A 25,539-nucleotide genomic window follows, 5' to 3' on the forward strand; every position below is an offset into this window, starting at 1 on the left:
TTTCCTGCAACCCTGGCTACGCGGCCCAAGAAGCCGTATTGCGCATGGCTGCCGGAATTTCTGGATGAGCGTCCCGGACACCCATTTGGGACCACTGATGAGGGTAATAACTGTGCTTGAAGCCTACCGCAAACACATCGAAGAGCGTGCCGCCCAGGGTATCGTGCCCCAGCCGCTTAACGCCGAACAAACCGCAGGCCTGGTCGAGCTGCTGAAGAATCCCCCTGCTGGCGAAGAAGCAGTCCTCGTCGACCTGATCACCAATCGCGTTCCACCAGGAGTGGACGAAGCCGCCTACGTCAAGGCCGGTTTCCTTTCCGCCATCGCCAAAGGCGAAGCCACCTCGCCGCTGATCGACAAGAAGCGCGCCGTTGAGCTGCTGGGCACCATGCAGGGCGGCTACAACATCGCCACCATGGTCGAGCTGCTGGACAACGCCGAACTGGCCCCTGTGGCCGCCGAACAGCTCAAGCACACCCTGCTGATGTTCGATGCCTTCCACGACGTCGCCGAAAAAGCCAAGGCGGGCAATGCCCACGCCAAGGCCGTGCTGGAATCCTGGGCCGCCGGTGAGTGGTTCACCAGCAAGCCAGCCATCGCTGACAAGTACAGCCTGACCGTGTTCAAGGTCCCTGGCGAAACCAACACCGACGACCTGTCCCCTGCCCCGGATGCCTGGTCGCGCCCTGACATCCCGCTGCACGCCCTGGCCATGCTGAAAATGGCCCGTGACGGCATCGTGCCTGAGCAACAAGGCGCCATCGGCCCGCTCAAGCAGATCGAAGAAGTCAAAGCCAAAGGCTTCCCGGTTGCCTACGTCGGTGACGTGGTCGGTACCGGTTCCTCGCGTAAATCCGCCACCAACTCGGTGCTGTGGTTCTTCGGCGACGACATCCCGTACGTACCGAACAAGCGCGCTGGCGGCTTCTGCTTCGGCTCGAAAATCGCCCCGATCTTCTACAACACCATGGAAGACGCTGGCGCCCTGCCGATCGAGTTCGACGTGTCGAACCTGAACATGGGCGACGTCATCGACGTTTACCCGCACGCTGGCAAAGTCTGCAAGCACGGCAGCGAAGACGTCATCACCACCTTCGAACTGAAGACCCCGGTGCTGCTCGACGAAGTCCGCGCTGGCGGCCGTATCCCGCTGATCGTCGGCCGTGGCCTGACCGAGAAAGCCCGCGCCGAGCTGGGCCTGGGCCCAACCGACCTGTTCAAGCTGCCTGAAGCACCTGTCGACACCGGCAAGGGCTACACCCTGGCACAGAAGATGGTCGGTAAAGCCTGCGGCCTGCCGGAAGGCAAAGGCGTGCGTCCAGGCACCTACTGCGAACCGAAGATGACCACCGTCGGCTCCCAGGACACCACTGGCCCGATGACCCGTGACGAACTGAAAGACCTGGCGTGCCTGGGCTTCTCCGCCGACCTGGTCATGCAGTCGTTCTGCCACACCGCGGCCTATCCAAAGCCGATCGACGTCACCACCCACCACACCCTGCCGGATTTCATCCGCACCCGTGGCGGCGTGTCCCTGCGTCCAGGCGACGGCATCATCCACAGCTGGCTGAACCGCATGCTGCTGCCGGACACCGTCGGTACCGGTGGTGACTCGCACACCCGCTTCCCGATCGGCATCTCGTTCCCGGCCGGTTCCGGCCTGGTCGCCTTCGCCGCGGCCACCGGCGTCATGCCGCTGGACATGCCGGAGTCGGTACTGGTGCGCTTCAAGGGCAAGCTGCAGCCAGGCATCACCCTGCGTGACCTGGTCCATGCCATCCCTTACTACGGCATCCAGAAAGGCCTGCTGACCGTCGAGAAGAAAGGCAAGATCAACGCCTTCTCCGGCCGCATCCTGGAAATCGAAGGCCTGGACGAGCTGACCGTCGAGCAAGCGTTCGAACTGTCCGACGCCTCGGCCGAACGTTCGGCTGCCGGTTGCACCATCAAGCTGCCAGAAAAAGCCGTTGCCGAGTACCTGAAGTCGAACATCACCCTGCTGCGCTGGATGATCAGCGAAGGCTACGGCGATGCCCGCACCATGGAACGCCGCGCGCAAGCGATGGAAGCCTGGCTGGCCAACCCGCAACTGCTGGCTGCCGACAAGGACGCCGAATACGCAGAGATCATCGAGATCGACCTGGCCGACGTCAAAGAGCCTGTGCTCTGCGCCCCGAACGACCCGGACGACGCCCGTCTGCTGTCCTCGGTACAGGGCGAGAAGATCGACGAAGTGTTCATCGGTTCGTGCATGACCAACATCGGTCACTTCCGCGCTGCCGGCAAGCTGCTGGACAAGGTCAAAGGCTCGATCCCGACCCGTCTGTGGCTGTCGCCGCCCACCAAGATGGACGCTCACCAGCTGACCGAAGAAGGCTACTACGGCATCTACGGCAAGGCTGGCGCGCGCATGGAAATGCCGGGCTGCTCGCTGTGCATGGGTAACCAGGCACGCGTTGCGGCGAACTCGACCGTAGTGTCGACTTCGACCCGTAACTTCCCGAACCGTCTGGGTGATGGCGCCAACGTCTACCTGGCCTCTGCCGAGCTGGCCGCTGTTGCCTCGATCCTGGGCAAACTGCCAACCGTCGAAGAGTACATGGAGTACGCGAAGAACATCGACAGCATGGCTGCCGACGTTTACCGCTACCTGAGCTTCGACCAGATCGCCGAGTTCCGTGAAGCCGCTGCGAACGCCAAGATCCCGGTTGTTCAAGCCTAAGCTGACTTAGCGTTAAAAAAACCCCGCCAATTGGCGGGGTTTTTTATTGAGCCTGTAGGAGCGGGCTTGCCCCGCGATGAGGCCCTCAGATCACAAACAAATCCACAAACCGCTGCACTGCCGTCGCTTCAAGCGCCTGCTGGTCCTTGCACAGGGCAAATATCTGCGCCGAACGCTGCCCGGTAAACCGCGTCGCCAGGTTGGCCTTGAACTTCTCTTCCAGTAGCGGAATGCCCTCGGCCCGGCGCCGGCGATGGCCGATCGGATACTCCACCACCACCTGCTCGGTACTCGAACCATCGTTGAAGAACACCTGCACGGCATTGGCGATCGAACGCTTGTCGGCCTCCAGGTACTCGCGGGTGAATCGCGGCTCTTCGACGATCTCCATCTTCTCGCGCAGACGGTCAATGATCGGGTGCGCAGCATGGAAATCATCTTCGTACTGCTCGGCCACCAGGTTGCCGAAAATCAGTGGCACGGCGGTCATGTACTGGATGCAGTGATCACGGTCAGCGGCATTGGCCAGGGTGCCAACCTTGGAGATGATGCGGATCGCCGACTCATGAGTGGTAATGACGATACGCTCGATTTCATGCAGGCGGTTGCGCACCTGCGGGTGCAAGGTGACTGCCGCTTCGCAGGCAGTCTGGGCATGGAATTCGGCCGGGAAGCTGATCTTGAACAGCACGTTTTCCATCACGTAGCTTGCGTACTTCTGACTCAGGCTGAAAGCACGTTTGCCTTCGGGTTTGAGCGCCAGGTCCTTGTTGGTGTGGCTGAACAGCACGTCATAAAAGCCCCACTGCGGCGCCGTCAGCACCCCGGGGATGCCCATCTCGCCACGCAGGGCGATATCGGCCAGGCGCACGCCACGGCTGGAGGCATCGCCCGCCGCCCAGGACTTGCGCGAGCCGGCGTTCGGCGCATGGCGATAAGTACGCAACGCCTGCCCATCGACAAAGGCGTGGGACAACGCCGCCAGCAGCTGTTCGCGATTGGCGCCCATGAGCTTGGCGCACACCGCGGTCGAGGCGACCTTGACCAGCAGCACATGATCGAGGCCAACGCGGTTGAAGGAGTTTTCCAGGGCAATCACACCCTGGATCTCATGGGCCATGACCATCGCCTCAAGCACTACGCGCATGCTCAGCGGCGCTTCGCCATTGGCCACACGTTTTTGCGAGAGGTGATCGGCGACGGCCAGGATACCGCCGAGGTTGTCCGAGGGGTGGCCCCATTCGGCAGCCAGCCAGGTGTCGTTGTAATCGAGCCAACGGACGATGCAACCGATGTCCCAGGCGGCCTTGACCGGGTCCAGGCAGTAGCGGGTACCTGGCACCCGCGCGCCGAACGGCACCACCGTGCCCTCCACCAGCGGCCCCAGGTGCTTGGTGCATTCCGGGAAGCGCAGGGCCAGCAGGCCGCAGCCCAGGGTGTCCATCAGGCAGTTGCGCGCGGTGTCCAGCGCTTCCTGCGACTCGACCTTGTAGCCGAGGACGTAATCGGCGATGTCCTGCAGCACCCGGTCATAGTCGGGACGGTTATTCAGATCAACGTTGGCACTCATTTCACATCTCTCTGTTGACGTAAGTAACAGGGAGCCAAGCGCCGCTACTGGTTAGAAGGCATCACCGGGTACCCGTACCCAGCCCTCCATCAGTACGCGAGCGCTGCGGCTCATGATTGCTTTGGTGACAGTCCACTCACCGTTCACCTGGCGGGCTTCAGCGCCGACGCGCAGGGTGCCCGAAGGGTGACCGAAACGTACGGCCGTGCGCTCGCCACCACCGGCGGCGAGGTTGACCAGGGTGCCAGGCACTGCCGCGGCAGTACCAATGGCAACCGCAGCGGTGCCCATCATGGCGTGGTGCAGCTTGCCCATGGACAGCGCCCGTACCAATAGATCAACGTCGCCGGCGGCCACGGCTTTACCACTGGATGACTGATAAGCCGCCGCTGGCGCGACAAAGGCGACTTTCGGCGTGTGCTGGCGCTTGGCGGCTTCGTCGATATGCTCGATCAGGCCCATGCGCACCGCGCCATAGGCACGGATGGTTTCGAAACGGGCCAGAGCCTGCGAGTCGCCGTTGATCGCCTCCTGCAGCTCGGTACCGGTGTAGCCGAGGGCCTCGGCCTGGATGAAGATGGTCGGGATGCCGGCATTGATCAGCGTGGCTTTCAGGGTGCCGACGCCGGGCACCACCAGGTCATCGACCAGGTTGCCGGTGGGGAACATCGAGCCGCCCTCGCCGTCTTCGTCGGCGGCCGGGTCCATGAATTCGAGCTGCACTTCGGCGGCCGGGAAGGTCACGCCGTCCAGTTCGAAGTCGCCGGTTTCCTGCACTTCACCGTCAGTGATCGGCACGTGGGCAACGATGGTCTTGCCGATATTGGCCTGCCAGATGCGCACCACGGCCACGCCGTTGTGCGGGATGCGGCTGCTGTCGACCAGGCCGGCGCTGATGGCGAACGAACCAACGGCTGCCGAGAGGTTGCCGCAGTTGCCGCTCCAGTCGACGAACGCGGTGTCGATCGAGACCTGGCCAAACAGGTAGTCGACATCATGCTCGGGCTTGATGCTGCGCGAGAGGATTACGGTTTTGCTGGTGCTCGACGTCGCGCCGCCCATACCGTCGATCTGCTTGCCGTAGGGGTCGGGGCTGCCGATTACCCGCAGCAGCAGCGCGTCGCGGGCCGGGCCCGGGATCTGCGCGCTTTGCGGCAGGTCGTCGAGGCGAAAGAATACGCCCTTGCTGGTGCCGCCACGAATGTAGGTGGCGGGGATTTTGATCTGGGGTACGTGAGCCATGGCTGAGTTGTCCTGTGAATGCTTTGGGGGAGCTATCGCGGGTCAAGCCCGCTCCCACAGTTCAGTGGGAGCGGGCTTGACCCGCGATGAGGCCCTACCTCAAACCGCGACCGCCGATTCGAGGAAGTCCTGGGCAAAGCGCTGCAGCACCCCGCCCGCTTCGTAGATCGAGACTTCTTCGGCGGTATCCAGGCGGCAGGTCACCGGCACTTCGACACGCTCACCGTTGGCCCGGGTGATGACCAGGGTCAGGGTCGCCCGCGGGGTGCGCTCACCGAGCACGTCGAAGGTTTCAGTGCCGTCGATGCCCAGGGTCTTGCGGTTGACGCCCGCCTTGAACTCCAGCGGCAACACGCCCATGCCCACCAGGTTGGTACGGTGGATACGCTCGAAGCCTTCGGCAACGATGGCCTCGACACCGGCCAGGCGCACGCCCTTGGCCGCCCAGTCACGGGACGAGCCCTGGCCGTAGTCGGCACCGGCAACGATGATCAGCGGCTGTTTGCGCTGCATGTAGGTTTCGATCGCCTCCCACATGCGCGTGACCTTGCCTTCCGGCTCGAGGCGCGCCAGCGAACCCTGCTTGACCTTGCCGTTTTCCTGGACCATTTCGTTGAACAGTTTCGGGTTGGCAAAGGTTGCGCGCTGGGCGGTCAGGTGGTCACCACGGTGGGTGGCGTAGGAGTTGAAGTCTTCCTCCGGCAGGCCCATTTTCGCCAGGTATTCACCGGCGGCGCTGTCGAGCATGATGGCGTTGGACGGCGACAGGTGGTCGGTGGTGATGTTGTCCGGCAGCACCGCCAGCGGGCGCATGCCCTTGAGCGTGCGCTCGCCGGCCAGGGCGCCTTCCCAGTACGGCGGGCGGCGGATGTAGGTGCTCATCGGGCGCCAGTCGTACAGCGGGGTGACCTTGGGCCCGGTGTCTTCCTGCACGGCGAACATCGGGATGTACACCTGGCGGAACTGCTCGGGCTTGACCGCGGCCTTGACCACCGCGTCGATCTCTTCGTCGCTTGGCCAGATGTCTTTCAGGCGGATTTCCTTGCCGTCGACCACGCCCAGCACGTCCTTCTCGATGTCGAAACGGATGGTGCCGGCAATCGCGTAGGCCACCACCAGCGGCGGCGACGCCAGGAACGCCTGCTTGGCGTATGGGTGAATCCGCCCGTCGAAGTTGCGGTTGCCCGAGAGCACGGCGGTGGCGTACAGGTCGCGGTCGATGATTTCCTGCTGTATCAGCGGATCCAGCGCGCCAGACATACCGTTACAGGTGGTGCAGGCAAAGGCGACGATGCCAAAACCGAGCTGCTCCAGCTCGTCATCCAGGCCCGCCTCTTTCAGGTACAGGGCGACGGTTTTGGAACCCGGTGCCAGCGAAGACTTGACCCACGGCTTGCGCACCAGGCCCAGCTTGTTGGCGTTGCGCGCAAGCAAACCGGCGGCAATCACGTTGCGCGGGTTGCTGGTGTTGGTGCAACTGGTGATGGCAGCGATGATCACCGCGCCATCGGGCATTTGCCCCGGTACTTCCTCCCACTGGCCGGCGATGCCCTTGCTCGCCAGGTCGCTGGTGGCGACCCGGGCGTGCGGGTTGGACGGCCCGGCCATGTTGCGCACGACGCTGGACAGGTCAAAACGCAGCACTCGCTCGTACTCGGCGCTGGCCAGGCTGTCGGACCACAGGCCTGCGATCTTGGCGTAGGTTTCTACCAACTTGACCTGCTGGTCTTCACGGCCGGTGAGCTTGAGGTAGTCGATGGTCTGCTGGTCGATGGAGAACATCGCCGCGGTGGCGCCGTATTCCGGGGCCATGTTGGAGATGGTCGCACGGTCGCCCAGGGTCAGGGCCCGAGCGCCTTCGCCGTAGAATTCAAGGTAGGCGCCCACGACCTTTTCCTTGCGCAGGAATTCGGTCAGGGCCAGTACCACGTCGGTGGCGGTGATGCCCGCTTGCGGCTTGCCCGAAAGCTCGACGCCGACGATCTCCGGCAGGCGCATCCACGAGGCACGGCCGAGCATGACGTTTTCGGCCTCAAGGCCGCCGACGCCGATGGCGATCACGCCCAGGGCATCGACGTGCGGGGTGTGGCTGTCGGTGCCGACGCAGGTGTCCGGGTAGGCCACGCCGCGCTCGGCATGGATCACCGGCGACATTTTCTCCAGGTTGATCTGGTGCATGATGCCGTTGCCTGGCTGAATCACGTCGACGTTCTTGAACGCCTTTTTGGTCCAGTTGATGAAGTGGAAACGGTCTTCGTTGCGGCGGTCTTCAATGGCGCGGTTCTTCTCGAACGCCTGCGGGTCGAAACCACCGCATTCCACCGCCAGGGAGTGGTCGACGATCAGTTGCACCGGCACCACCGGGTTGACCTGGGCCGGGTCACCGCCGCCTTCGGCGATGGCGTCGCGCAGGCCGGCGAGGTCGACCAGCGCGGTCTGGCCAAGAATGTCGTGGCACACCACACGGGCCGGGAACCAGGGGAAGTCGAGGTCGCGCTTGCGCTCGATCAGCTGGCCCAGCGAAGCATTGAGGCTGGCCGGGTCGCAGCGGCGCACGAGGTTTTCCGCCAGCACCCGCGAGGTATAGGGAAGACGGTCATAGGCGCCGGGCTTGATCGCATCGACAGCCGCGCGGGCGTCGAAATAATCCAGGCCAGTGCCCGGCAGGTTCTTGCGAAATTCACTATTCATGGCACAGGGACTCAATCACGGTAAGGTCGAAAGCCAGCTACAAGCCCCAAGCCACTAGCGGCAAGCAAAGCAGATGAGTGGTGCGTCAGCATTTACTGCCGGGGCACATCCCTGCTGTTACTTGCAGCTTGGCGCTTCAAGCTTGCAGCTCGGCCTGGTCTCAGCGTTGTTCGATTGGCACGAACTTGCGCTGTTCGACGCCGGTGTACTCGGCGCTCGGGCGGATGATGCGGTTGTTGGCACGCTGTTCGAACACATGCGCCGCCCAGCCGGTCAGGCGCGAGCAGACGAAGATCGGGGTGAACAGCTTGGTCGGGATGCCCATGAAGTGGTACGCCGAGGCATGGTAGAAGTCGGCGTTGGGGAACAGTTTCTTCTGCTCCCACATGGTCTTGTCGATGGCTTCGGACACCGGGTACAGCACGGTATCGCCCACCTCGTCCGCCAGCTTCTTCGACCAGGCCTTGATCACTTCGTTACGCGGGTCGGACTCTTTGTAGATGGCATGGCCAAAGCCCATGATCTTGTCCTTGCGCGCGAGCATCTGCAGCAGCTCGGTGACCGCTTCCTGCGGGCTCTGGAAGCGCTCGATCAGCTCCATCGCCGCTTCGTTGGCGCCGCCATGCAACGGGCCGCGCAGCGAGCCGATGGCGGCGGTGACGCAGGAGTACAGGTCAGACAGGGTCGAGGCACAAACCCGCGCGGTGAAGGTCGAGGCGTTGAATTCGTGCTCGGCGTAAAGAATCAGCGAGACGTTCATCACCTTGACGTGCAGCTCGCTCGGTTTCTTGCCGTGCAGCAGGTGCAGGAAGTGCCCGCCAATGGTGTCTTCGTCGCTGCTGCAGTCGATGCGTACGCCATGGTGGCTGAAGCGATACCAGTAGCACATCACCGCCGGGAACAGCGCCAGCAAGCGGTCGGTCTTGTCGTGCTGCTGCGCAAAGGTCAGCTCCTGCTCCAGGGTGCCGAGCACCGAGCAACCGGTACGCATGACATCCATCGGGTGGGCGTTGGCCGGAATGCGCTCAAGCACTTCCTTGAGGGCCTGCGGCAGGTCGCGCAGGGTTTTCAGCTTTTGCTGGTACTCGGCCAGCTGCGCCTTGCTTGGCAGCTCGCCGTACAGCAGCAGGTAGGCGACTTCTTCAAACAGCGCGTGCTCGGCCAGGTCGCGCACGTCGTAACCACGGTAGGTCAGGCCGGCACCGGCCTGGCCCACGGTCGACAGTGCGGTTTGCCCGGCCACTTGACCACGCAGGCCGGCACCGCTGAGTACTTTTGCTTCGGCCATTGTCTTTCTCCACTTTTGAAATTGTTATGGAATCTTGGCTAATCGCGGGGCAAGCCCGCTCCTACAGGTTCGAGCATTCAGCCCTTTTTCTGGGCGAACAGGGCGTCGAGCTTCTGCTCGAACACGTGGTAGTTGATGGCGTCGTACAGCTCCATGCGAGTCTGCATGGTGTCGATGACGTTTTTCTGCGTGCCGTCGCGGCGCAGCGCGGTGTAGACGTTTTCCGCGGCCTTGTTCATGGCGCGGAAGGCCGACAGCGGGTACAGCACCAGCGAGACATCGACCGAGGCCAGCTCTTCGGTAGTGTACAAAGGCGTCGCGCCGAATTCGGTGATGTTGGCGAGGATCGGGGCTTTGACCCGGTCAGCAAAGGTCTTGTACATCGAAAGCTCGGTGATGGCTTCCGGGAAGACCATGTCGGCGCCGGCTTCGATGCAGGCGGCAGCGCGGTCCAGGGCCGCTTCCAGGCCTTCGACGGCCAGGGCGTCGGTACGCGCCATGATCACGAAGCTGTCGTCGGTACGGGCATCAACGGCGGCCTTGATGCGGTCGACCATCTCCTGCTGGGTGACGATCTCCTTGTTCGGGCGGTGGCCGCAGCGCTTGGCGCCGACCTGGTCTTCGATATGAATGGCGGCAGCGCCGAACTTGATCATCGACTTGACCGTACGGGCGACGTTGAACGCCGAGGAGCCAAAACCGGTATCGACGTCGACCAGCAGCGGCAGGTCGCAGACGTCGGTGATGCGCCGTACGTCGGTCAGCACGTCGTCCAGGCCACTGATGCCCAGGTCAGGCAGGCCCAGGGAGCCTGCGGCAACACCGCCACCAGACAGGTAGATGGCCTTGAAACCGGCACGCTGGGCCAGCAGCGCGTGGTTGGCGTTGATCGCACCGACCACCTGCAACGGGTGTTCGGCGGCAACTGCATCGCGAAAGCGCTGGCCGGGACTGCTTTTCTGACTCATGACTCACCTCGTGGGCTGGTAGCGTCCAGATAGTGACGCTCGATGTTGCGTTTGGAGGCGCCGATGTGCCGGCGCATCAAGAGCTCGGCCAGTTCACCGTCACGGTCGGCGATGGCATCGAGAATCCGGTGGTGTTCGGCGAACGCCTGGCGTGGCCGGTTGGGCGTGGCGGAGAACTGGATGCGGTACATGCGCACCAGTTGATACAGCTCGCCGCAGAGCATCTGCACCAGGGTGCGGTTGCCGCTGCCCTGGATGATCCGGTAGTGGAAGTCGAAATCGCCTTCCTGCTGGTAATAGCCCAGGCCGGCCTGGAAGGTGGCGTCGCGCTCGTGGGTGTCGAGCACCCGGCGCAGCTCGTCGATCTCGGCTACGCTCATACGCTCGGCGGCCAGGCGGCAGGCCATGCCTTCGAGGGACTCGCGGATCTCGTACAGCTCGATCAGCTCGGCATGGCTGAGCGACACCACCCGCGCCCCGACATGCGGTACGCGCACCAGCAGGCGCTGGCCTTCCAGGCGGTGGATGGCCTCGCGCAGCGGCCCGCGGCTGATGCCGTAGGTGCGTGCCAGCTCAGGCTCGGAGATCTTGCTGCCGGGGGCGATCTCGCCTTTGACGATGGCCGCCTGGATACGCCGGAAGACGTTTTCCGAGAGGGTTTCGCTGTCGTCTGCCACTGTGCCGGGGGCTTGGGCTGTGTCCAGCATATTGTCGACACCTCATAAATCAATGAGGGCAAAACTAGCTAAATCGGCATGCGGAGTCAAAGACAAAATGAACATTGTCGACAATCGTCTAAGAACGAACTTCAAGGTGTCCGCTGTTGTCTGAGTCCAGCCGCTGGCGCCAGCACACCAGCGTGATAGAATGCCGCGCCTCCCGACGGGGCACGAATAGTGTGTCTGTCATCTGTTTATGCAGGTGCCAGGTAAACGAGGAAGCTTGCGCAGTACTGCCAGTGGCCTTGACCCGAACATCGCACAGCACCGCGCCAGGATTTATGAGACTTACGCCCCTCCCCCTGTTGTTCAGCCTCTGTCTGTTGCCGGCCCTGGGCCAGGCTGCGGAAAAGACCGTGTACGGCCTTAATGAATACGCCCGCCTGGCCGATATCGACCTGGAAGTGGCGGCCAAACTCGACACCGGGGCCAAGACCGCCTCGCTCAGTGCCCGCGACATCAAGCGCTTCAAGCGCAATGGTGAGTCATGGGTGCGCTTCTACCTGGCAATTGACGCTGCCCACTCGCATCCGATAGAACGACCACTGGCCCGCGTCAGCAAGATCAAGCGACGCGCCGGAGATTACGACCCGGACGAAGGCAAGGCCTATACCGCCCGCCCGGTGATTGCCATGAACATCTGCATGGGTACGGCCCTGCGCAGCATCGAAGTGAACCTGACCGACCGCAGCGCGTTCCAGTATCCGCTGCTGATCGGCTCCGAGGCCCTCAAGCACTTCGACGCGCTGGTCGATCCAAGCCTTAAATACGCTGCCGGCAAACCCGCCTGCGCCACTGACGCTCACACCGCAGAGTAATCCTGATGCGCTCTCTTACCCTCCATCTGAAAGTCCTGATTACCGTCCTGGTGCTACTGGGCATCCTGGTCACGGCCTATCAGATCTTCTTTCTCGGCATTCCGGTGACCGAGGACGAAACCGATGACCTGTGGAACATCGACGCCAAGGTCGAGTTCGTCGCCAGCCCCAAGGACCCGGTCAAGGTCCAGATGTTCGTGCCGCCGCTGAGCCGCGACTATGTGAGCCTCAACGAGAGTTTCATCTCCAACAACTACGGCGTCAGCGTCAACCGCGTCGACGGCAACCGCAAGGTGACCTGGTCGGCCCGTCGCGCCAGCGGCAACCAGACCCTCTACTACCGCCTGGTGCTGACCAAGCGCTACAGCACCGAAAAAGCCAAGATCAAAGGCCCGACCTTCCGCGACAGCCTGGCGGTCGAAGGCCCCGAGAAGATCGCCGCCGAAGCCCTGATGGCGCCTATTCGCCAGCACTCGGCCGACGTCGAAACCTTCGTTGGCGAGACCATCAAGCGGGTCAACAACCTCAACGACGACAACGTCAAGCTGCTGCTGGCCGGCGATACCTCGTCGCTGAACAAGGCCAAGGTCATCGACCTGCTGCTGTCGATTGCCCACGTGCCGGTGGAGAAGGTCCACACCATCCGCCTGGTCGCCGACCAGCCGCAAACCCCTGAACTGTGGCTGCGCAGCTTCAACGGCAGCGACTGGCTGTACTTCAACCCGGACACCGGCGAGCAAGGCCTGCCGGCCGACCGCCTGCTGTGGTGGACCGGTGACGACAACCTGATCACCGTCGATGGCGGCAAGAAAGCCAACGTCAGCTTCAGCCTCAACAACAGCGAAATGAACGCCATTCGCCTGGCCAAGCTGACCGACGAGAACACCGACGCCGACTTCCTCGAGTACTCGCTGTACGGCCTGCCGCTGCAGACCCAGCAGACCTTCATGATCATGGTGATGATCCCGATCGGCGTGCTGGTGATCCTGGTGCTGCGCAACCTGATCGGCATCCAGACCCTGGGTACCTTCACCCCGGTGCTGATCGCCCTGGCCTTCCGCGAAACCCAGCTGGGCTTCGGCATCATCCTGTTCACGGTGATTACCGCGCTCGGGCTGTCGCTACGCTCCTACCTTGAACACCTGAAGCTGCAGATGCTGCCGCGCCTGTCGGTGGTACTCACCTTCGTCGTGGTGTTGATCGCCGCCATCAGCCTGTTCAGCCACAAGCTGGGCCTGGAACGTGGCCTGTCGGTCGCGCTGTTCCCGATGGTGATCCTGACCATGACCATCGAGCGCCTGTCGATCACCTGGGAAGAACGCGGCGGCGGCCATGCCATGAAAGTGGCGATCGGCACCCTGTTCGCTGCCTCCCTGGCGCATCTGTTGATGAGCGTGCCGGAGCTGGTGTACTTCGTCTTCACCTTCCCGGCGGTACTGCTGATTCTGGTGGGCTTCATGCTGGCGATGGGTCGCTACCGCGGCTACCGCCTGACGGAGCTGGTGCGTTTCAAGGCTTTCGTGAAGGCTGACGCCTGATGTTCGGTCTCTGGAAAACCTGGAAAGCCCTGGAGGCCCGGGGCATCATGGGTATCAACCGGCGCAATGCGGACTACGTCCTCAAGTACAACAAGCGCCATTTGTACCCGATCGTCGACGACAAGATCATCACCAAGGAGCGTGCGATCCAGGCCGGCATCCATGTGCCGGAAATGTACGGGATCATCTCCACCGAGAAAGAGATCGACAAGCTCGGCGAGATCATCGGCGGGCGCAGCGACTTCGTCGTCAAGCCTGCCCAGGGTGCCGGCGGCGACGGCATCCTGGTGGTTGCCGATCGCTTCGAAGACCGTTACCGCACGGTCTCGGGCAAGATCATCAGCCACGAGGAAATCGAGCACCAGATCTCCAGCATCCTCACCGGCCTGTACTCACTGGGCGGTCACCGCGACCGCGCCTTGATCGAGTACCGCGTTACCCCCGACCAGATCTTCAAGAGCATCAGCTACGAAGGCGTGCCGGACATCCGCATCATCGTGCTGATGGGCTACCCGGTGATGGCCATGCTGCGTTTGCCGACCCGCCAGTCCGGCGGCAAGGCCAACCTGCACCAGGGCGCCATCGGCGTCGGCGTCGACCTGGCCACCGGCGTGACCCTGCGCGGTACCTGGCTGAACAACATCATCAGCAAGCACCCGGACACCACCAACGCGGTGGACGGCGTGCAACTGCCGAACTGGGACGGCTTCATGAAGCTTGCCGCCGGCTGCTACGAGCTGTGCGGCCTGGGCTACATCGGTGTCGACATGGTGCTGGACCAGGACAAGGGCCCGTTGATCCTCGAACTCAACGCCCGCCCCGGCCTGAACATCCAGATCGCCAACGACTGCGGCCTGACCCTGCGTACCCACGCGGTGGAAGCGCACCTGGAGCAACTGGCCAAAGACGGCCGCCAGGAAAGCCCCGAAGAACGCGTACGCTTCGCCCAGGAGCTGTTCGGCCACGTGCCGAGCTGAGTCCACATCCTGTGCGCGCCAGCCTGCCCGGCTGGCGCGCCCTGGAGCCTCTATGTCGTAGTCAGCGCTAGGAGCATTTCCTACAGAGGACTACAATCGCCTCCCCGCATTCATAGCTGTTACTTGCATGCCGACCTGTACGCTCCACCCCCTGCCCTACCAGGCCGACCCTGCGGCCTACTTCGCGCGTATTCGCCACGCGCCCGGCGCCGTGTTGCTCGACAGCGCCCGGCCTAGCGCCGAACGCGGCCGCTTTGACCTGCTCAGCGCCTGGCCGCTGCAAACCCTGACGCCCACTGCGGGTGAAAGCGGCAGCGCCTACCTGCAACGGCTGCGTGAAAGCCTGGCGCAACTGGGCCTGGCGCAGGTACCGGACGGCATCGAGTTGCCGTTTGCCGGTGGCCTGATCGGTTACCTGAGCTACGACTTTGGTCGGCGCCTGGAGCAACTGCCAAGCATCGCTGTCGATGACCTGGGCCTGGCCGATGCCAGCCTTGGCCTGTATGCCTGGGCACTGATCAGCGATCACCGCCTGCACAGTAGCCAGCTGCTGTTTCACCCAAGCCTGGCTGCAGCCGAACGTCAGCGCCTGATTGAACTGTTCGAGGCGCCACCCGCTATCGATACCGCCAGCTTCGCCCTGCAAGCACCGATGCGCGGCGATATCAGCGCACACAGCTACCGCCAGGCCTTCGACCGCGTGCAGCAGTACATTCATGCCGGCGACTGCTACCAGATCAACCTCACCCAACGCTTTCGCGCGCCCTGCCAGGGCGACCCCTGGCACGCCTACCAGGCCCTGCGCCAGGCCTGCCCGACGCCGTATTCGGGGTTCCAGTTGCTGGCCGACGGCAGCGCGCTGCTGAGCTTCTCGCCGGAGCGTTTCATCCAGGTCAGCAATGGCCAGGTCGAAACCCGGCCGATCAAGGGCACCCGCCCGCGCAGCAGCGATGCCGACGAAGATGCGCGCAACGCCGCCGAACTGCTGGGCAGCAGCAAGGATCGCGCAGAGAACCTGATGATCGTCGACCTGCTGCGCAACGACCTCGGGCGCACCTGCGAGATCGGTTCGGTGAAGGTCCCGGAGCTGTTCAGCCTGGAGAGCTACCCCAACGTGCATCACCTGGTCAGCAGCGTCACCGGGCGCCTGGCGGCCGGCAAGGATGCCCTGGACCTGATCGCTGACAGCTTCCCCGGCGGCTCGATCACCGGCGCACCGAAAATCCGCGCCATGCAGATCATCGACGAGCTGGAACCCAGCCGTCGGGCGCTGTACTGCGGGTCGTTGCTGTATGTGGATGTGCGCGGCGAGATGGACAGCTCGATCGCCATCCGCAGCCTGCTGGTCAAGGACGGTCAGGTGTGCTGCTGGGGGGGTGGCGCAGTGGTGGCGGATTCGGACTGGCAGGCGGAGTACGAAGAGTCGATCACCAAGGTCAAGGTGTTGCTCGAGACCTTGCAAGGCCTCTGAAAAGCATCGCGGGGCAAGTCGAGGCGTCGCCCCGCGATGAGGCCCTACAAGCTCAACGAGCGGTTCGAAGCCTTGATGAACTCTTTCTTCAGCGCCGAAAAATCATGCACCGCCGGGAACTGCGGAAACTCGCGAATGACGTTGTCCGGCGCATGGAACAGAATCCCCGCATCTGCCTCGCCGAGCATGGTGGTGTCGTTGTATGAATCACCTGCGGCAATCACCCGGTAGTACAGGCTCTTGAAGGCCAGCACCGACTGGCGCTTGGGGTCTTTCTGGCGCAGCTGGTAGCCGGTCACCCGGTCGTTTTCGTCGGTGATCAACCGGTGGCAGAGCAGCGTCGGGAAGCCCAGCTGGCGCATCAGCGGCTGGGAGAACTCGTAGAAAGTGTCGGAAAGAATCACCACCTGGAAACGCTCACGCAGCCAGTCGACGAACTCGATGGCGCCGTCCAGTGGCTTGAGCGTGGCGATCACCGCCTGGATATCGGAAAGCTTCAGGCCGTGCTCATCGAGGATGCGCAGGCGCTGTTTCATCAGCACGTCGTAATCGGGAATGTCACGGGTAGTGGCCCGCAGCGATTCGATTCCGGTTTTTTCCGCGAAGGCGATCCAGATTTCCGGGACCAATACGCCTTCCAGGTCGAGACAGGCAATTTCCACAGCACACTCCTCGAACAACGCCAAAAATGGGAAGCCGCACTCTACATGCGCGGCGTCTACCCGGGCAATTTTTGTTAAGATCAGGGCATTACGAGCGCCAAGCGCCATTCAATGACCGGAAGCCGCCTGATGAGCCAACCCTTCGACGTCGCCGCCCTGGCCGCGACCTACGCCAACAAGTCGCCGCAAGACATCCTCAAGCTGGCCTTCGAGCACTTCGGCGATGACCTGTGGATTTCCTTCAGCGGCGCCGAGGACGTGGTGCTGGTGGACATGGCCTGGAAGCTCAACAAGAACCTCAAGGTGTTCAGCCTGGATACCGGCCGCCTGCACCCGGAAACCTACCGTTTCATCGACCAGGTGCGCGAACAGTACCAGCTGCCGATCGAGATCCTCTCCCCCGATCACAGCAAGCTCGAGCCCTTCGTCAAGGAAAAAGGCCTGTTCAGCTTCTACAAGGACGGCCATGGCGAGTGCTGCGGCATCCGCAAGATCGAGCCGCTGCGGCGCAAGCTGAGCACTGTCAGCGCCTGGGCCACCGGCCAGCGCCGCGACCAGAGCCCAGGCACCCGCAGCCAGGTGGCGGCGCTGGAAATCGACAGCGCCTTCTCGAGCCCCGAGCACACCCTGTACAAGTTCAACCCGCTGGCACAGATGAGCAGCGAGGAAGTCTGGGGTTACATCCGCATGCTCGAACTGCCATACAACAGCCTGCACGAGCGCGGTTTCATCAGCATCGGCTGCGAGCCCTGCACCCGCCCGGTGCTGCCAAACCAGCACGAGCGCGAAGGCCGCTGGTGGTGGGAAGAGTCGACCCAGAAAGAATGCGGGCTGCACGCCGGCAACCTGATCACCAAGGGTTGACCTCCTCGCGCTGGCAATAGCGCTCCAGGTGCTGCTCAAGGTCGATAATCGCCTGGCGCAGCATCTGCACCAGCTGGCTGATGCGGTGGGCCGGCGCCTGTGTACTGCAGGCCTGCTCCAGCTGCAGACAAACTGCCAACACCTCATGAGCACGGATCATCCGCGCCCCGCCCTTGAGCCGATGCACCAGGTCGGCCAACGCCACCCGATCCTTACCATCGTGCAACCGGTCCAGACCGCGCAGGTCCTGGCGATTGCTGCTGACCAGATCGCCGAGCAGGGCCCGGACCTTGTCCTGATCACCGGCGGCCAGCACCAGCAGGCTGGAGATGTCCATGCCCGGTAGCACCGGCGCTGCCTGGGCCACCACCGGCACCGCGACACGGCCCGTCAGGCCCTCCAGCGCCTGCTGCAGATCGTCGATGCTCAAGGGCTTGAACAGGCAGGCATTCATTCCCGCCGCCAGGCAGCGGGCACGTTCCGACGCCTGGGCATTGGCGGTCACCGCCAGCACCCGGCAAGCCTCGCGGCCGGCGCGCCGCTCATGCTCGCGGATCGCCCTGGCCAGCCGATAGCCATCGAAGATCGGCATGTTGCAGTCGGCGATGACCACATCGAACGACTCGCGCAGCCAGCAGCGCAAGCCCTCGCCGCCGTGCTCGCAGACCCGCACGCGATGGCCCAGGTAACCGAGCTGGTGCATGAGCAGGATGCGATTGGCCGGGTAGTCATCCACCACCAGCACCTTCAGCGGCTTGCTCAGGCCTGCGCTCTCCCGGCGCCGGCCCGGAGCGTCGCTGGACGCCGCCGGTGGCAGGCAGGCCAGGTTCAACTGCACCTCGACACGGGTACCGACACCGATACTGCTGTCCAGCTGCATACGCCCGCCCATCAGCTCGCACAGCATCCGGCAGATGCTCAGCCCCAGCCCGGCACCATTGCGCCCGGCCTGGCGGTTGTTGCTGGCCTGGCAATAGGGCGTACCCAGGCGTGACAAATCGGCCATGGGAATGCCGACGCCGGTATCTTCCACCACCAGGCTCACCTCCACGCGGCGCAGCCGGCGCTGGGTGTGCAGGCGCACACGCACCGAGCCTTCACGGGTGAACTTGATGGCATTGCTGATCAGGTTGGAGAGAATCTGCTTGAAGCGCAGGGCGTCGAGCAGAACGTCGCTGTCCAGGGCGCCGGTAACCTCCAGGTGCAGGCGCAGGCCTTTGCCCAGGGCCTGCTGTTCAAACATGCGCACCACCCCTTCGACCTGCTGGCGCAGCTGGGTGCGGCGCGGTTCAAGGAGCAAATGGCCGGATTCGATGCGGGTGACATCCAGCACATCGCCGAGCAGTTCAAGCAGGCCACGCGCCGAGCTTGAGGCCACCTCGATAGCCAGCCGGTCGAGCACACCCTGATCGGCCTTTTCCTGGGCCAGTTCGAGCATGCCCAACAGGGCGTTCATCGGCGTGCGGATCTCGTGGCTCATGGTCGCCAGAAACGTCGTCTTGGCCTGGTTGGCCGCCTCTGCCTGTTCCTTGGCCGCTTGCAGTTCAGCATACATTTCGGTCAGGGCACGCTCGGCCCGTTCGCACTTGCGGATTGACTGGCGCAGGTAGTGAATCCACACCAGCGCCAGCGCTAGCAAGCTGCCGACCACGGCACAAGCCTGGGCAATCAGGCGCCCGTTTTCGTGCCAGAAACTGTCGACAATCGCCAGCGTGGGGTGTTGCACCGCCACCGCATGCGCTTGCGCCTCAAAGGCGTGCAGGCCGCGGATGGCATCCGGCCAGATGCCTGGCGCTACCTCTTCGGCCCCGGCCACTGTGGCCAGGCACTGCAGTACCAGCAACACCAGCGCCTGCAGCAAGCGAGCATGCACACAATTGGGCAACCTAAATGAGCAGGTTGCGCTTGGCGACATCCGCCAGGTCCACCAATGATTTGACCCTCAACTTCTCGATCAGACGGGTTTTGTACGTGCTGATGGTCTTGTTGCTCAACAGCATCGCATCGCCGATGGCCTTGTTGCTCAGGCCGCGGGCCAGTTGCTGCAGCACCAGCAGTTCACGGTTGGTCAGGCTGGCGATGCACTCGGCTTCCGAGGCGCGCACATCGACCCTGCTCACCGAGCTCAAGGCGACTTCAGGGAAGTAGGTGTAGCCGGACATGACCGCATGCACGGCCTTGCTCAGCTCGCATAAATCGTCGGTTTTCGATACATAGCCGACCGCGCCGGCCTTCATGCAGCGCAGGGAAAAATAATCAGCCTGCTGAGAGGTCAGAATCAGAATTTTCAGTGCAAGCTTCATTGCTTTGACCCGGGCAATCACCTCCAGGCCGTCCAGGCCCGGAATGCTGATATCGAGGATCATCAGGTCAGGGCTCAGCTCACGAGCCAGGCGCACGGCATCGATGCCGTTGTCGGTCTGGCCGACCACTTCGAAGCGCTCGCTGACCAGCAGCAGGTTGACGCTGGAGCGAATAAACGGGTGATCGTCCACGATCAGAACACTACTCATACCTTCCCTCATGCCACGATGTTGGCGGGCTCCGGCTCAGCCCTTGAAGGTAATTTCGCGGCGCTGCTCGCCCTCGACCAGTTCAAAGCGGTAATGGCGTCCGGGCTTTTTTTCAAACACGCGAGTGTTGCCCGGCAGCACATGGTGCTTGGTCGCCGGGGCGCAGTCCTTGTTGCCGGCGGCGCAATCATTGAAATGATCGAGGACGATGGTGGTGTTGCCCCGGTTGGGGACCAGGAAGCGCCCGGCCTCATGCTCGACCTCGACCTGGTAGCGGCTGGCCTGGGGCCGCACGAACAGGATCGAGCCGTAGCCGGCCAAAATGTTGACGCCGACCTTGAGGGCGTTTTCATAGCGCTCGGCTTCATCTTCGGTCACGGCAAAACCGTCGTTGACCTCCGGCAGCACCGGGATGAAACGCAGCCTGAAGTAACGCTCGTGCTCACGCTCGCCGCGATACAGCAGGCGCACCGCCTGCATGCCATTGGCGGGGATGATCAACCGCGCAGGGCTCACCACCAGGCCACGCTGCAACGCCTCGCGGCCGTCCATTTCAACCTCGCGGGCCTGGCCCTGCTCATCGTAGACCAGCTCGGCGACGCTGACCTTGACGAAGGCGGTGGTGTCGCCGGCATTGCGCACGCGCTTGAGCAACGTGCTCTTTTCACCGTCGAGGTAATCGTAGAAGGTCCCGATGTTGAGCTCGGGCCCGGCGAGCGCAGCGCTCGCCACCAGTATCCATAGCAGCGGTACCGCCAGTATTCCTTTCATGTCGTTTAGCTCCCAGCTCAACTGGCCAATTAATATCATTCTCATCCACCCGGGCTGTCCGGGCAACCGGCAGGGGCTGTAGGAAACTTCCTTAACTGACAGCGAAACTTCCAATTGCCCAGTTCGGGGGTTGTTTAAAGCGCAGCATCCAGTACCAGCGTCACATCGCCCTGGAAGGTCTCGCCCGGGTACCCGAGCATCGAAGCGGTATCGGCCTGGGACACTTCGAACAGCAAGCGCGCCTGACGGTCGAGCGTGGCCTCGACGGTATCGATGGTCAGCGCGGCCGGCGCGCCGACCGGCACCACCAGGTTATCCACCGGCGCCCCCTGGTGCTTCATGCTGGACGGCAGGGTCAGGGCGACTTTCAACGGAACCTGATGACCGCCGCGCCCGCGAATGCCACAGCGTCCGCCCATGTCGTATTCGCAGCGGGTGTGCACGCTGATTGCACCCGTAGTCCAGATTCGGAACGGCAGGATCCGGTACAAGCGTTGAGGCGCCGCACCGCGATTGATCCAGCCCATCCAGCCGCCTGGTGGTTCAAGCACCGCCCGCTCGGAACCGGCCGGAAACTCGACCTTCAAGGGGTGTTTGACAGTGAACTCGAAATTCAGCGTTAGCAGGTCGGTGCTGACGTTGGTGACTCGGTTGCCCAGGTCGAAGTCCGCCCCGCTACCACCAACACTCAACTGCAACTGAGCACGGTAGATGCCACTTTTCAACGAAAGAGGCGACGGCAACACCAGCTCAAAGCCCAGGCCTGTGACGGTGCTGTCGACTTTCACAACAGACCCGGCACTGCCGCTTCGTGCGTCCATGTAGCAACCGCTGGGCACCAGCATATCGACCCGGCCCAGGTACTGGGTAACGGCTTGATGCTCAGTAACCGCCGCAGGTGCGCAAACACCCTGACTTGGCCCGACCGCGACCGCATAACCCGGCTGAATCCTCAAACCGAAATGCGTAGGCCTGAACCGGACAGAAAAAGACTCTCCTTGCTCATTGACCAGATTCAGGGTTCTGGTTGCCGGCAGCCGGAAATAGTAACTGTCGCGCGGATACGGTGCATGGCGGATGAACGCCGTAGAGAATCTCAGCGGCAAACTGACCGTGTATCGATACTCGCTGCCGACGCAAGGCACAAACCCCGAGCAGAATTCTGCCCGCGGCGTGGTGTTGACGAAACCACTGGGCGGCCTGCCGCTATAATCTGGCGCGTACTCGCCAGTAATGTCCACCACGCTGGCCTGGGCAACGCCTGCGAGCGGCCCCAGGCACAACGCTGCCAGCGTCGCGAGAAGTGCGGCAAAGGCTGCGCACCGAGGTTGTTCCAGCCATCGCATCAAGCATCCTCCTTTGTTTGTTTCAACTCGGCCCGGGCCACATTGGCTCCGGCGCAGGTCAGATCGCCGACCAGCAGGACGTCGTTCTCACGGGTGTACATGCCTTGATCGAAACTGATCAGGCACAAGGCTTCGGCGCCCCGGCGAATTTCCAGGGTAGGTGTCGACTCGCTCATTTCGATGGCGAAGAAACCATCCGCTTCACTGGCACTGCGGCTGGCGTGGTTGATCACCATTGCGCCCCTGAGCGGCTGGCCTTTTGCATCGACCAGTCGACCAATCACCGTGAGGGTCTGCATCACACGAATCTGGTGATAATCGACCCCGCCGCGGTTGAGGTGGTACTCCACCGCCGCGGGCTGGATGACCGCGGCATAAGCGTGCGTGCCTTCAAAATCGAAGTGCACCTGGCCGGCCTTGTAGGCACTGACCGGAATCACATTGCGCCCCGGGCGCAGCACGGCGCTGTGGCCGTGATGGTCATCGGCGCGCATGCGCACCCCTTGCAGGTCGGAATCGACATCGACGATCAGCCCTGCCTCCTGGGGCTGGTATTGCCCGGACATCGCCACTTTGCCGGCACCAATCGCCAGCACGCTGTCGAGGTTCAAGCCGGCGGTCAGCTCGCCGTTATAGGAGGAGCGCTGGGCATAGGCATCGCCATGCAGCAACGGGCTTTCGAACAGGGCGTTGCCGCCAAAGCCGGTGCCGTAGCGGTCCAGCGAAACCGTGCCGGCCAGGCTCTGCAGTGCGCCGTAGTCGACGTCCTGCTGATAGGTCAGCGAAGCGTTCTGATCGCGCCCGCCGTCGCGGGACGTGCGGCTGCCCAGGGTTGCCGAAATCCTGCGGCCCGGCCCGCCGAGGCTCATGCTCATGCTCAAGGTGACGCCGCGGTTGCGGGCGTCGCCGGAGCTGCTGCTGCCGGGCCGGTCAAACAGTGACAGACGCCAGTTGGTATCGGAGTTCAGCAACTTGCCGAAGTATCCCCAACCGACATCGAAGCCCATGCCATCAGCCCCTGTACCGCTGCTGTGCGACACCCGTAATGTTGCGGTACTTTGCCGGTCGACCCGGTGGTTGAGCGACAACGCACTCTGACGCACCTCGCGAACGTCGAACTGGCGATAGGTGGCGGGCTGTTGATCGTCGAAGCGCCGGCTGTCGAGCCAGGAGCGGCTCTGACTGAACACCAGCGAGCCCGAGGCATAGTTATAGATGCCTTGCAGGTCGTAGCCGTTGCCGTGGTCTTCGGTGTGGAAAACACTGCCATACAGTTTGAGCGGATCGAGTACATCCCAATCCAGCGAACCGCCGTACTGCATGAGTTCGTCGATGCGCTGGGCCGACAGCCCGAGGACCGCCCGCGGGTGCACCAGGTAATTGCTGAACACACCGGCAGTCAGGCTGTTGTCATACTCCTTGTCCCAATTGCTCCACAGGCTGCTCTGCTGCCCGACATACACGTTGTAGCGCCAGGGGGACTCGGCGTTGCTCCAGTTGCTCGGTTTGTAGATGAAGGCCTCGCTGCGCGAAGTTTCCTGGTTGTCTTCAATCAGGCGGATCTCAACCTCATAGATACCGCCGGGCAGCACCCGGGTGTCCAGCGCCTGCAGGCCGGCCTGCACTGCCTGGCTGTTGATCAGCACGCCGTCACGGTAGATTTCGGCGACGCCGGCGCGGTTTGGCGTGACATAGACCGGGGTGGTGCTGGCCTGACCGTTGTTGACTGCCAGGCTGTCGCTGCTGCCAAGCATCAGGCCACGGGTGGTGTCGGGCAGGTTGCCAAGCAAGCGCGGCTGGCGGGTAAGGCCTTGGGCGCCCGGGGTGAAATATCCCAGGCGAAAGAAATGCTGGTCGTGCAAACGTTCGGCGTAGAGCTGGTCCACGCGGTGCCGGGTTTGCTCGGCATAGTCGCTGTTGCGGTCGAGCCGCGCCTCGCCAACGGTGGTCCAGTTGCCGAAGCTGCCCTGCCCCTGCACGGCATAACGGCCGGTGGTTTCCAGGTCGCCGCCGACCAGGTTCAACTGGTTGCGCAGCAGCAAGCCGTGGCTGCCACGTTCGGGCAATTGATGATAAAGCGACGGCTGATCGCTGCGTTCCGCTGCCGAGGTCAGGATCGACAGCTGCGAATTGACCAGGCTGTAGTGCAAGGCCACCAGCCCCAGCGGGCAACTGGACAGGCAGTTGCCCAGCAGCCTGGGCTCCTGCAGCTGTTCGCGCCAGCGTGAGCGCTCACTGTCAGCGGCATAGCTCTCGAAGGTGTCGGTAAAGTCGAGCAGATGCACGCGATCATCGCTCGACAGCACCACCAGCGCATCGCCCAGGTAGCGACCATCGAGGTCGACGCGGACCGCCAGGGGCACATCAAAGAAGTGCTCGCTGAATTCTTGCGGCAAGCCTTGCGCCTGACTCAGCACCCCCAAGGGTCCGGGCTGCCCCTGGGCATCGGCCCAGGCACAGGCTGTCCCCGAGAACACAAAACACCCCAGGGCCAGTCGGATGGATGCAGCGAGAGACAAGTAGTTGGCCATGTCCATTTTTTCACAGGCAATATTCACCCCGCGCTCATCCGAACGAATGAGCAGCAGGGCGAATAGATGGGGATGGAAAAGCGTTTGGCTTGCGAATTACGGCGAGACAGTCTCGAACAGCATGCTGACGATGCCCTGGTAGTTGCCAGGCACGTAGCCGCCAGCGCCGGCCGACCGGGCGGCAATGTCGAAGGAGATCCGGCTGCCTGCCGCTGCTGCAGCTGCCGGAACCACCGGAGTCGAGGTGGTGGTCAGGCCGGTACCGTTGACCGCGACGTCCAGGCCGATACTGTTGGCACCGCTGTTAATCACGGCAGGGCTGAGCAGACGGGCGGAAATCGCCCCGGTGGTGCTCTTGACCTGCAGTTGCTTGTTGATCGGTTCTAGCGATTCGCGCAGGGCGTTCCAGGCCATGTTCTGCGGTTCGTTCATCCAGTTGCCGCCCACCGGCTCGACATAAAAGTTCTCGGTCGGGACAGTGGCAGTTACGGTGACTTGTTTCTCCAGTGCATCGGCGGCAAAGACATTACCAACAGCCAGCAAGGCGAGCGGCAGGGCCAGAAAAGTGCGCTTCATGAATCAATCTCCTCGAATAGACCTGTGAAATCGTCACAGGTGACGTGCCGGCGGCGAGTGCCGCGCCGCACAGGGCGGTTGGCGAGGAGGATTATTCGGCAGATATCCGACGCAAAAAGTCGGATCACTCCCAGCAGAGTTGGGAAATTTCCCAAAGAGCATTAGCGTTCAATCGCACAAAAAAAGGTTCTTCACGGAATCCCGGGGGCTATGATTCTTGGGTTGGGTTGCGGACTTATCCATTCGGTGTGGCGCCGCTGTTGGCCCCTTCC

Annotated in this window: 19 protein-coding genes; 6 read left to right on the forward strand and 13 right to left on the reverse strand. The window is 62.9% G+C overall.

The window, feature by feature from the left end:
* Positions 1-112: 112 nt before the first annotated feature.
* The gene (gene acnB / locus LOY34_RS17885) at positions 113-2,722 is read left to right on the forward strand and encodes a bifunctional aconitate hydratase 2/2-methylisocitrate dehydratase (RefSeq protein WP_195886024.1); all 2,610 of its coding nucleotides are present in this window, start codon (positions 113-115) and stop codon (positions 2,720-2,722) included.
* A gap of 85 nt (positions 2,723-2,807) precedes the next feature.
* Here the strand turns inward: acnB and prpD are convergent, their stop codons facing one another.
* The 6 genes from prpD to LOY34_RS17915 form a co-directional block, all read right to left on the reverse strand.
* Positions 2,808-4,292 carry a 2-methylcitrate dehydratase gene (prpD, locus tag LOY34_RS17890; RefSeq protein WP_195884640.1) on the reverse strand — a complete coding sequence of 495 codons (1,485 nt, stop codon included), beginning with the start codon at positions 4,290-4,292 and terminating at the stop codon, positions 2,808-2,810.
* Positions 4,293-4,343: 51 nt separating this feature from the next.
* Positions 4,344-5,534 (reverse strand): 2-methylaconitate cis-trans isomerase PrpF, encoded by a 1,191-nt coding sequence (prpF, locus tag LOY34_RS17895; protein WP_195884641.1) that lies wholly within the window; start codon positions 5,532-5,534, stop codon positions 4,344-4,346.
* 99 nt (positions 5,535-5,633) lie between these two features.
* Positions 5,634-8,225, reverse strand: a complete 2,592-nt coding sequence (acnD, locus tag LOY34_RS17900) for a Fe/S-dependent 2-methylisocitrate dehydratase AcnD (RefSeq protein WP_195884642.1) — start codon at positions 8,223-8,225, stop codon at positions 5,634-5,636.
* A 160-nt stretch (positions 8,226-8,385) separates the two neighbouring features.
* Complete coding sequence (prpC, locus tag LOY34_RS17905; RefSeq protein ID WP_195884643.1) at positions 8,386-9,513, reverse strand: 2-methylcitrate synthase; 1,128 nt, start codon at positions 9,511-9,513, stop codon at positions 8,386-8,388.
* Positions 9,514-9,590: 77 nt separating this feature from the next.
* Entirely contained in the window at positions 9,591-10,481 is an 891-nt protein-coding gene (gene prpB, locus LOY34_RS17910; protein WP_045194726.1) for a methylisocitrate lyase, read from the reverse strand.
* The gene (locus LOY34_RS17915; RefSeq protein ID WP_045194728.1) at positions 10,478-11,188 is read right to left on the reverse strand and encodes a GntR family transcriptional regulator; all 711 of its coding nucleotides are present in this window, start codon (positions 11,186-11,188) and stop codon (positions 10,478-10,480) included. The genes prpB and LOY34_RS17915 overlap by 4 nt, the downstream gene beginning before the upstream one ends.
* Before the next feature lie 293 nt (positions 11,189-11,481).
* On the opposite strand from LOY34_RS17915, the gene LOY34_RS17920 reads away from it, so the two are divergent.
* The 4 genes from LOY34_RS17920 (at position 11,482) to pabB (ending at position 16,004) form a co-directional block, all read left to right on the forward strand.
* Positions 11,482-12,018: an ATP-dependent zinc protease gene (locus LOY34_RS17920; protein WP_026001282.1), complete on the forward strand. Its 537-nt coding sequence runs from the start codon at positions 11,482-11,484 to the stop codon at positions 12,016-12,018.
* Between the two features lie 5 nt (positions 12,019-12,023).
* Complete coding sequence (locus LOY34_RS17925; RefSeq protein WP_045194736.1) at positions 12,024-13,556, forward strand: inactive transglutaminase family protein; 1,533 nt, start codon at positions 12,024-12,026, stop codon at positions 13,554-13,556.
* Positions 13,556-14,533, forward strand: a complete 978-nt coding sequence (locus LOY34_RS17930; RefSeq protein WP_045194737.1) for an alpha-L-glutamate ligase-like protein — start codon at positions 13,556-13,558, stop codon at positions 14,531-14,533. The genes LOY34_RS17925 and LOY34_RS17930 overlap by 1 nt, the downstream gene beginning before the upstream one ends.
* A 127-nt stretch (positions 14,534-14,660) precedes the next feature.
* Entirely contained in the window at positions 14,661-16,004 is a 1,344-nt protein-coding gene (pabB, locus tag LOY34_RS17935; protein ID WP_195884644.1) for an aminodeoxychorismate synthase component I, read from the forward strand.
* A 44-nt stretch (positions 16,005-16,048) separates the two neighbouring features.
* Here the strand turns inward: pabB and thrH are convergent, their stop codons facing one another.
* Positions 16,049-16,666: a bifunctional phosphoserine phosphatase/homoserine phosphotransferase ThrH gene (thrH, locus tag LOY34_RS17940; RefSeq protein ID WP_195884645.1), complete on the reverse strand. Its 618-nt coding sequence runs from the start codon at positions 16,664-16,666 to the stop codon at positions 16,049-16,051.
* Positions 16,667-16,795: 129 nt separating this feature from the next.
* Between thrH and LOY34_RS17945 the strand changes: the two genes are divergently transcribed.
* Positions 16,796-17,530 (forward strand): phosphoadenylyl-sulfate reductase, encoded by a 735-nt coding sequence (locus tag LOY34_RS17945; RefSeq protein WP_093387442.1) that lies wholly within the window; start codon positions 16,796-16,798, stop codon positions 17,528-17,530.
* Here the strand turns inward: LOY34_RS17945 and LOY34_RS17950 are convergent.
* The 6 genes from LOY34_RS17950 to LOY34_RS17975 all read right to left on the reverse strand — a co-directional run bounded on the left by LOY34_RS17950 (position 17,517) and on the right by LOY34_RS17975 (position 25,267).
* On the reverse strand, positions 17,517-19,403 hold the full coding sequence (locus tag LOY34_RS17950) for an ATP-binding protein (protein ID WP_195884646.1): 1,887 nt from the start codon (positions 19,401-19,403) through the stop codon (positions 17,517-17,519). The genes LOY34_RS17945 and LOY34_RS17950 overlap by 14 nt on opposite strands.
* A 13-nt stretch (positions 19,404-19,416) precedes the next feature.
* Positions 19,417-20,043, reverse strand: a complete 627-nt coding sequence (locus LOY34_RS17955; RefSeq protein WP_195884647.1) for a response regulator transcription factor — start codon at positions 20,041-20,043, stop codon at positions 19,417-19,419.
* A gap of 36 nt (positions 20,044-20,079) precedes the next feature.
* Positions 20,080-20,814, reverse strand: a complete 735-nt coding sequence (locus tag LOY34_RS17960; RefSeq protein WP_258663787.1) for a molecular chaperone — start codon at positions 20,812-20,814, stop codon at positions 20,080-20,082.
* Between the two features lie 134 nt (positions 20,815-20,948).
* On the reverse strand, positions 20,949-22,160 hold the full coding sequence (locus LOY34_RS17965; RefSeq protein ID WP_195884649.1) for a hypothetical protein: 1,212 nt from the start codon (positions 22,158-22,160) through the stop codon (positions 20,949-20,951).
* Positions 22,160-24,691, reverse strand: a complete 2,532-nt coding sequence (locus tag LOY34_RS17970; RefSeq protein ID WP_195886025.1) for a CS1-pili formation C-terminal domain-containing protein — start codon at positions 24,689-24,691, stop codon at positions 22,160-22,162. The genes LOY34_RS17965 and LOY34_RS17970 overlap by 1 nt, the downstream gene beginning before the upstream one ends.
* A gap of 96 nt (positions 24,692-24,787) precedes the next feature.
* On the reverse strand, positions 24,788-25,267 hold the full coding sequence (locus LOY34_RS17975; RefSeq protein ID WP_195884650.1) for a CS1 type fimbrial major subunit: 480 nt from the start codon (positions 25,265-25,267) through the stop codon (positions 24,788-24,790).
* Positions 25,268-25,539 lie beyond the last annotated feature (272 nt).

The organism is Pseudomonas sp. B21-009, from assembly GCF_024749345.1.
GTDB lineage: Bacteria > Pseudomonadota > Gammaproteobacteria > Pseudomonadales > Pseudomonadaceae > Aquipseudomonas.

What these genes read in the sequence shown, in the direction of transcription:
- prpD (WP_195884640.1), bottom strand. Translation starts at nt 4,292, where the DNA reads ATGAGTGCCAACGTTGATCTGAATAACCGTCCCGACTATGACCGGGTG.
- prpF (WP_195884641.1), bottom strand. Translation starts at nt 5,534, where the DNA reads ATGGCTCACGTACCCCAGATCAAAATCCCCGCCACCTACATTCGTGGC.
- acnD (WP_195884642.1), bottom strand. Translation starts at nt 8,225, where the DNA reads ATGAATAGTGAATTTCGCAAGAACCTGCCGGGCACTGGCCTGGATTAT.
- prpC (WP_195884643.1), bottom strand. Translation starts at nt 9,513, where the DNA reads ATGGCCGAAGCAAAAGTACTCAGCGGTGCCGGCCTGCGTGGTCAAGTG.
- prpB (WP_045194726.1), bottom strand. Translation starts at nt 10,481, where the DNA reads ATGAGTCAGAAAAGCAGTCCCGGCCAGCGCTTTCGCGATGCAGTTGCC.
- LOY34_RS17915 (WP_045194728.1), bottom strand. Translation starts at nt 11,188, where the DNA reads ATGCTGGACACAGCCCAAGCCCCCGGCACAGTGGCAGACGACAGCGAA.
- LOY34_RS17920 (WP_026001282.1), top strand. Translation starts at nt 11,482, where the DNA reads ATGAGACTTACGCCCCTCCCCCTGTTGTTCAGCCTCTGTCTGTTGCCG.
- LOY34_RS17925 (WP_045194736.1), top strand. Translation starts at nt 12,024, where the DNA reads ATGCGCTCTCTTACCCTCCATCTGAAAGTCCTGATTACCGTCCTGGTG.
- LOY34_RS17930 (WP_045194737.1), top strand. Translation starts at nt 13,556, where the DNA reads ATGTTCGGTCTCTGGAAAACCTGGAAAGCCCTGGAGGCCCGGGGCATC.
- pabB (WP_195884644.1), top strand. Translation starts at nt 14,661, where the DNA reads ATGCCGACCTGTACGCTCCACCCCCTGCCCTACCAGGCCGACCCTGCG.
- LOY34_RS17945 (WP_093387442.1), top strand. Translation starts at nt 16,796, where the DNA reads ATGAGCCAACCCTTCGACGTCGCCGCCCTGGCCGCGACCTACGCCAAC.
- LOY34_RS17955 (WP_195884647.1), bottom strand. Translation starts at nt 20,043, where the DNA reads ATGAGTAGTGTTCTGATCGTGGACGATCACCCGTTTATTCGCTCCAGC.
- LOY34_RS17960 (WP_258663787.1), bottom strand. Translation starts at nt 20,814, where the DNA reads ATGAAAGGAATACTGGCGGTACCGCTGCTATGGATACTGGTGGCGAGC.
- LOY34_RS17965 (WP_195884649.1), bottom strand. Translation starts at nt 22,160, where the DNA reads ATGCGATGGCTGGAACAACCTCGGTGCGCAGCCTTTGCCGCACTTCTC.
- LOY34_RS17970 (WP_195886025.1), bottom strand. Translation starts at nt 24,691, where the DNA reads ATGGCCAACTACTTGTCTCTCGCTGCATCCATCCGACTGGCCCTGGGG.
- LOY34_RS17975 (WP_195884650.1), bottom strand. Translation starts at nt 25,267, where the DNA reads ATGAAGCGCACTTTTCTGGCCCTGCCGCTCGCCTTGCTGGCTGTTGGT.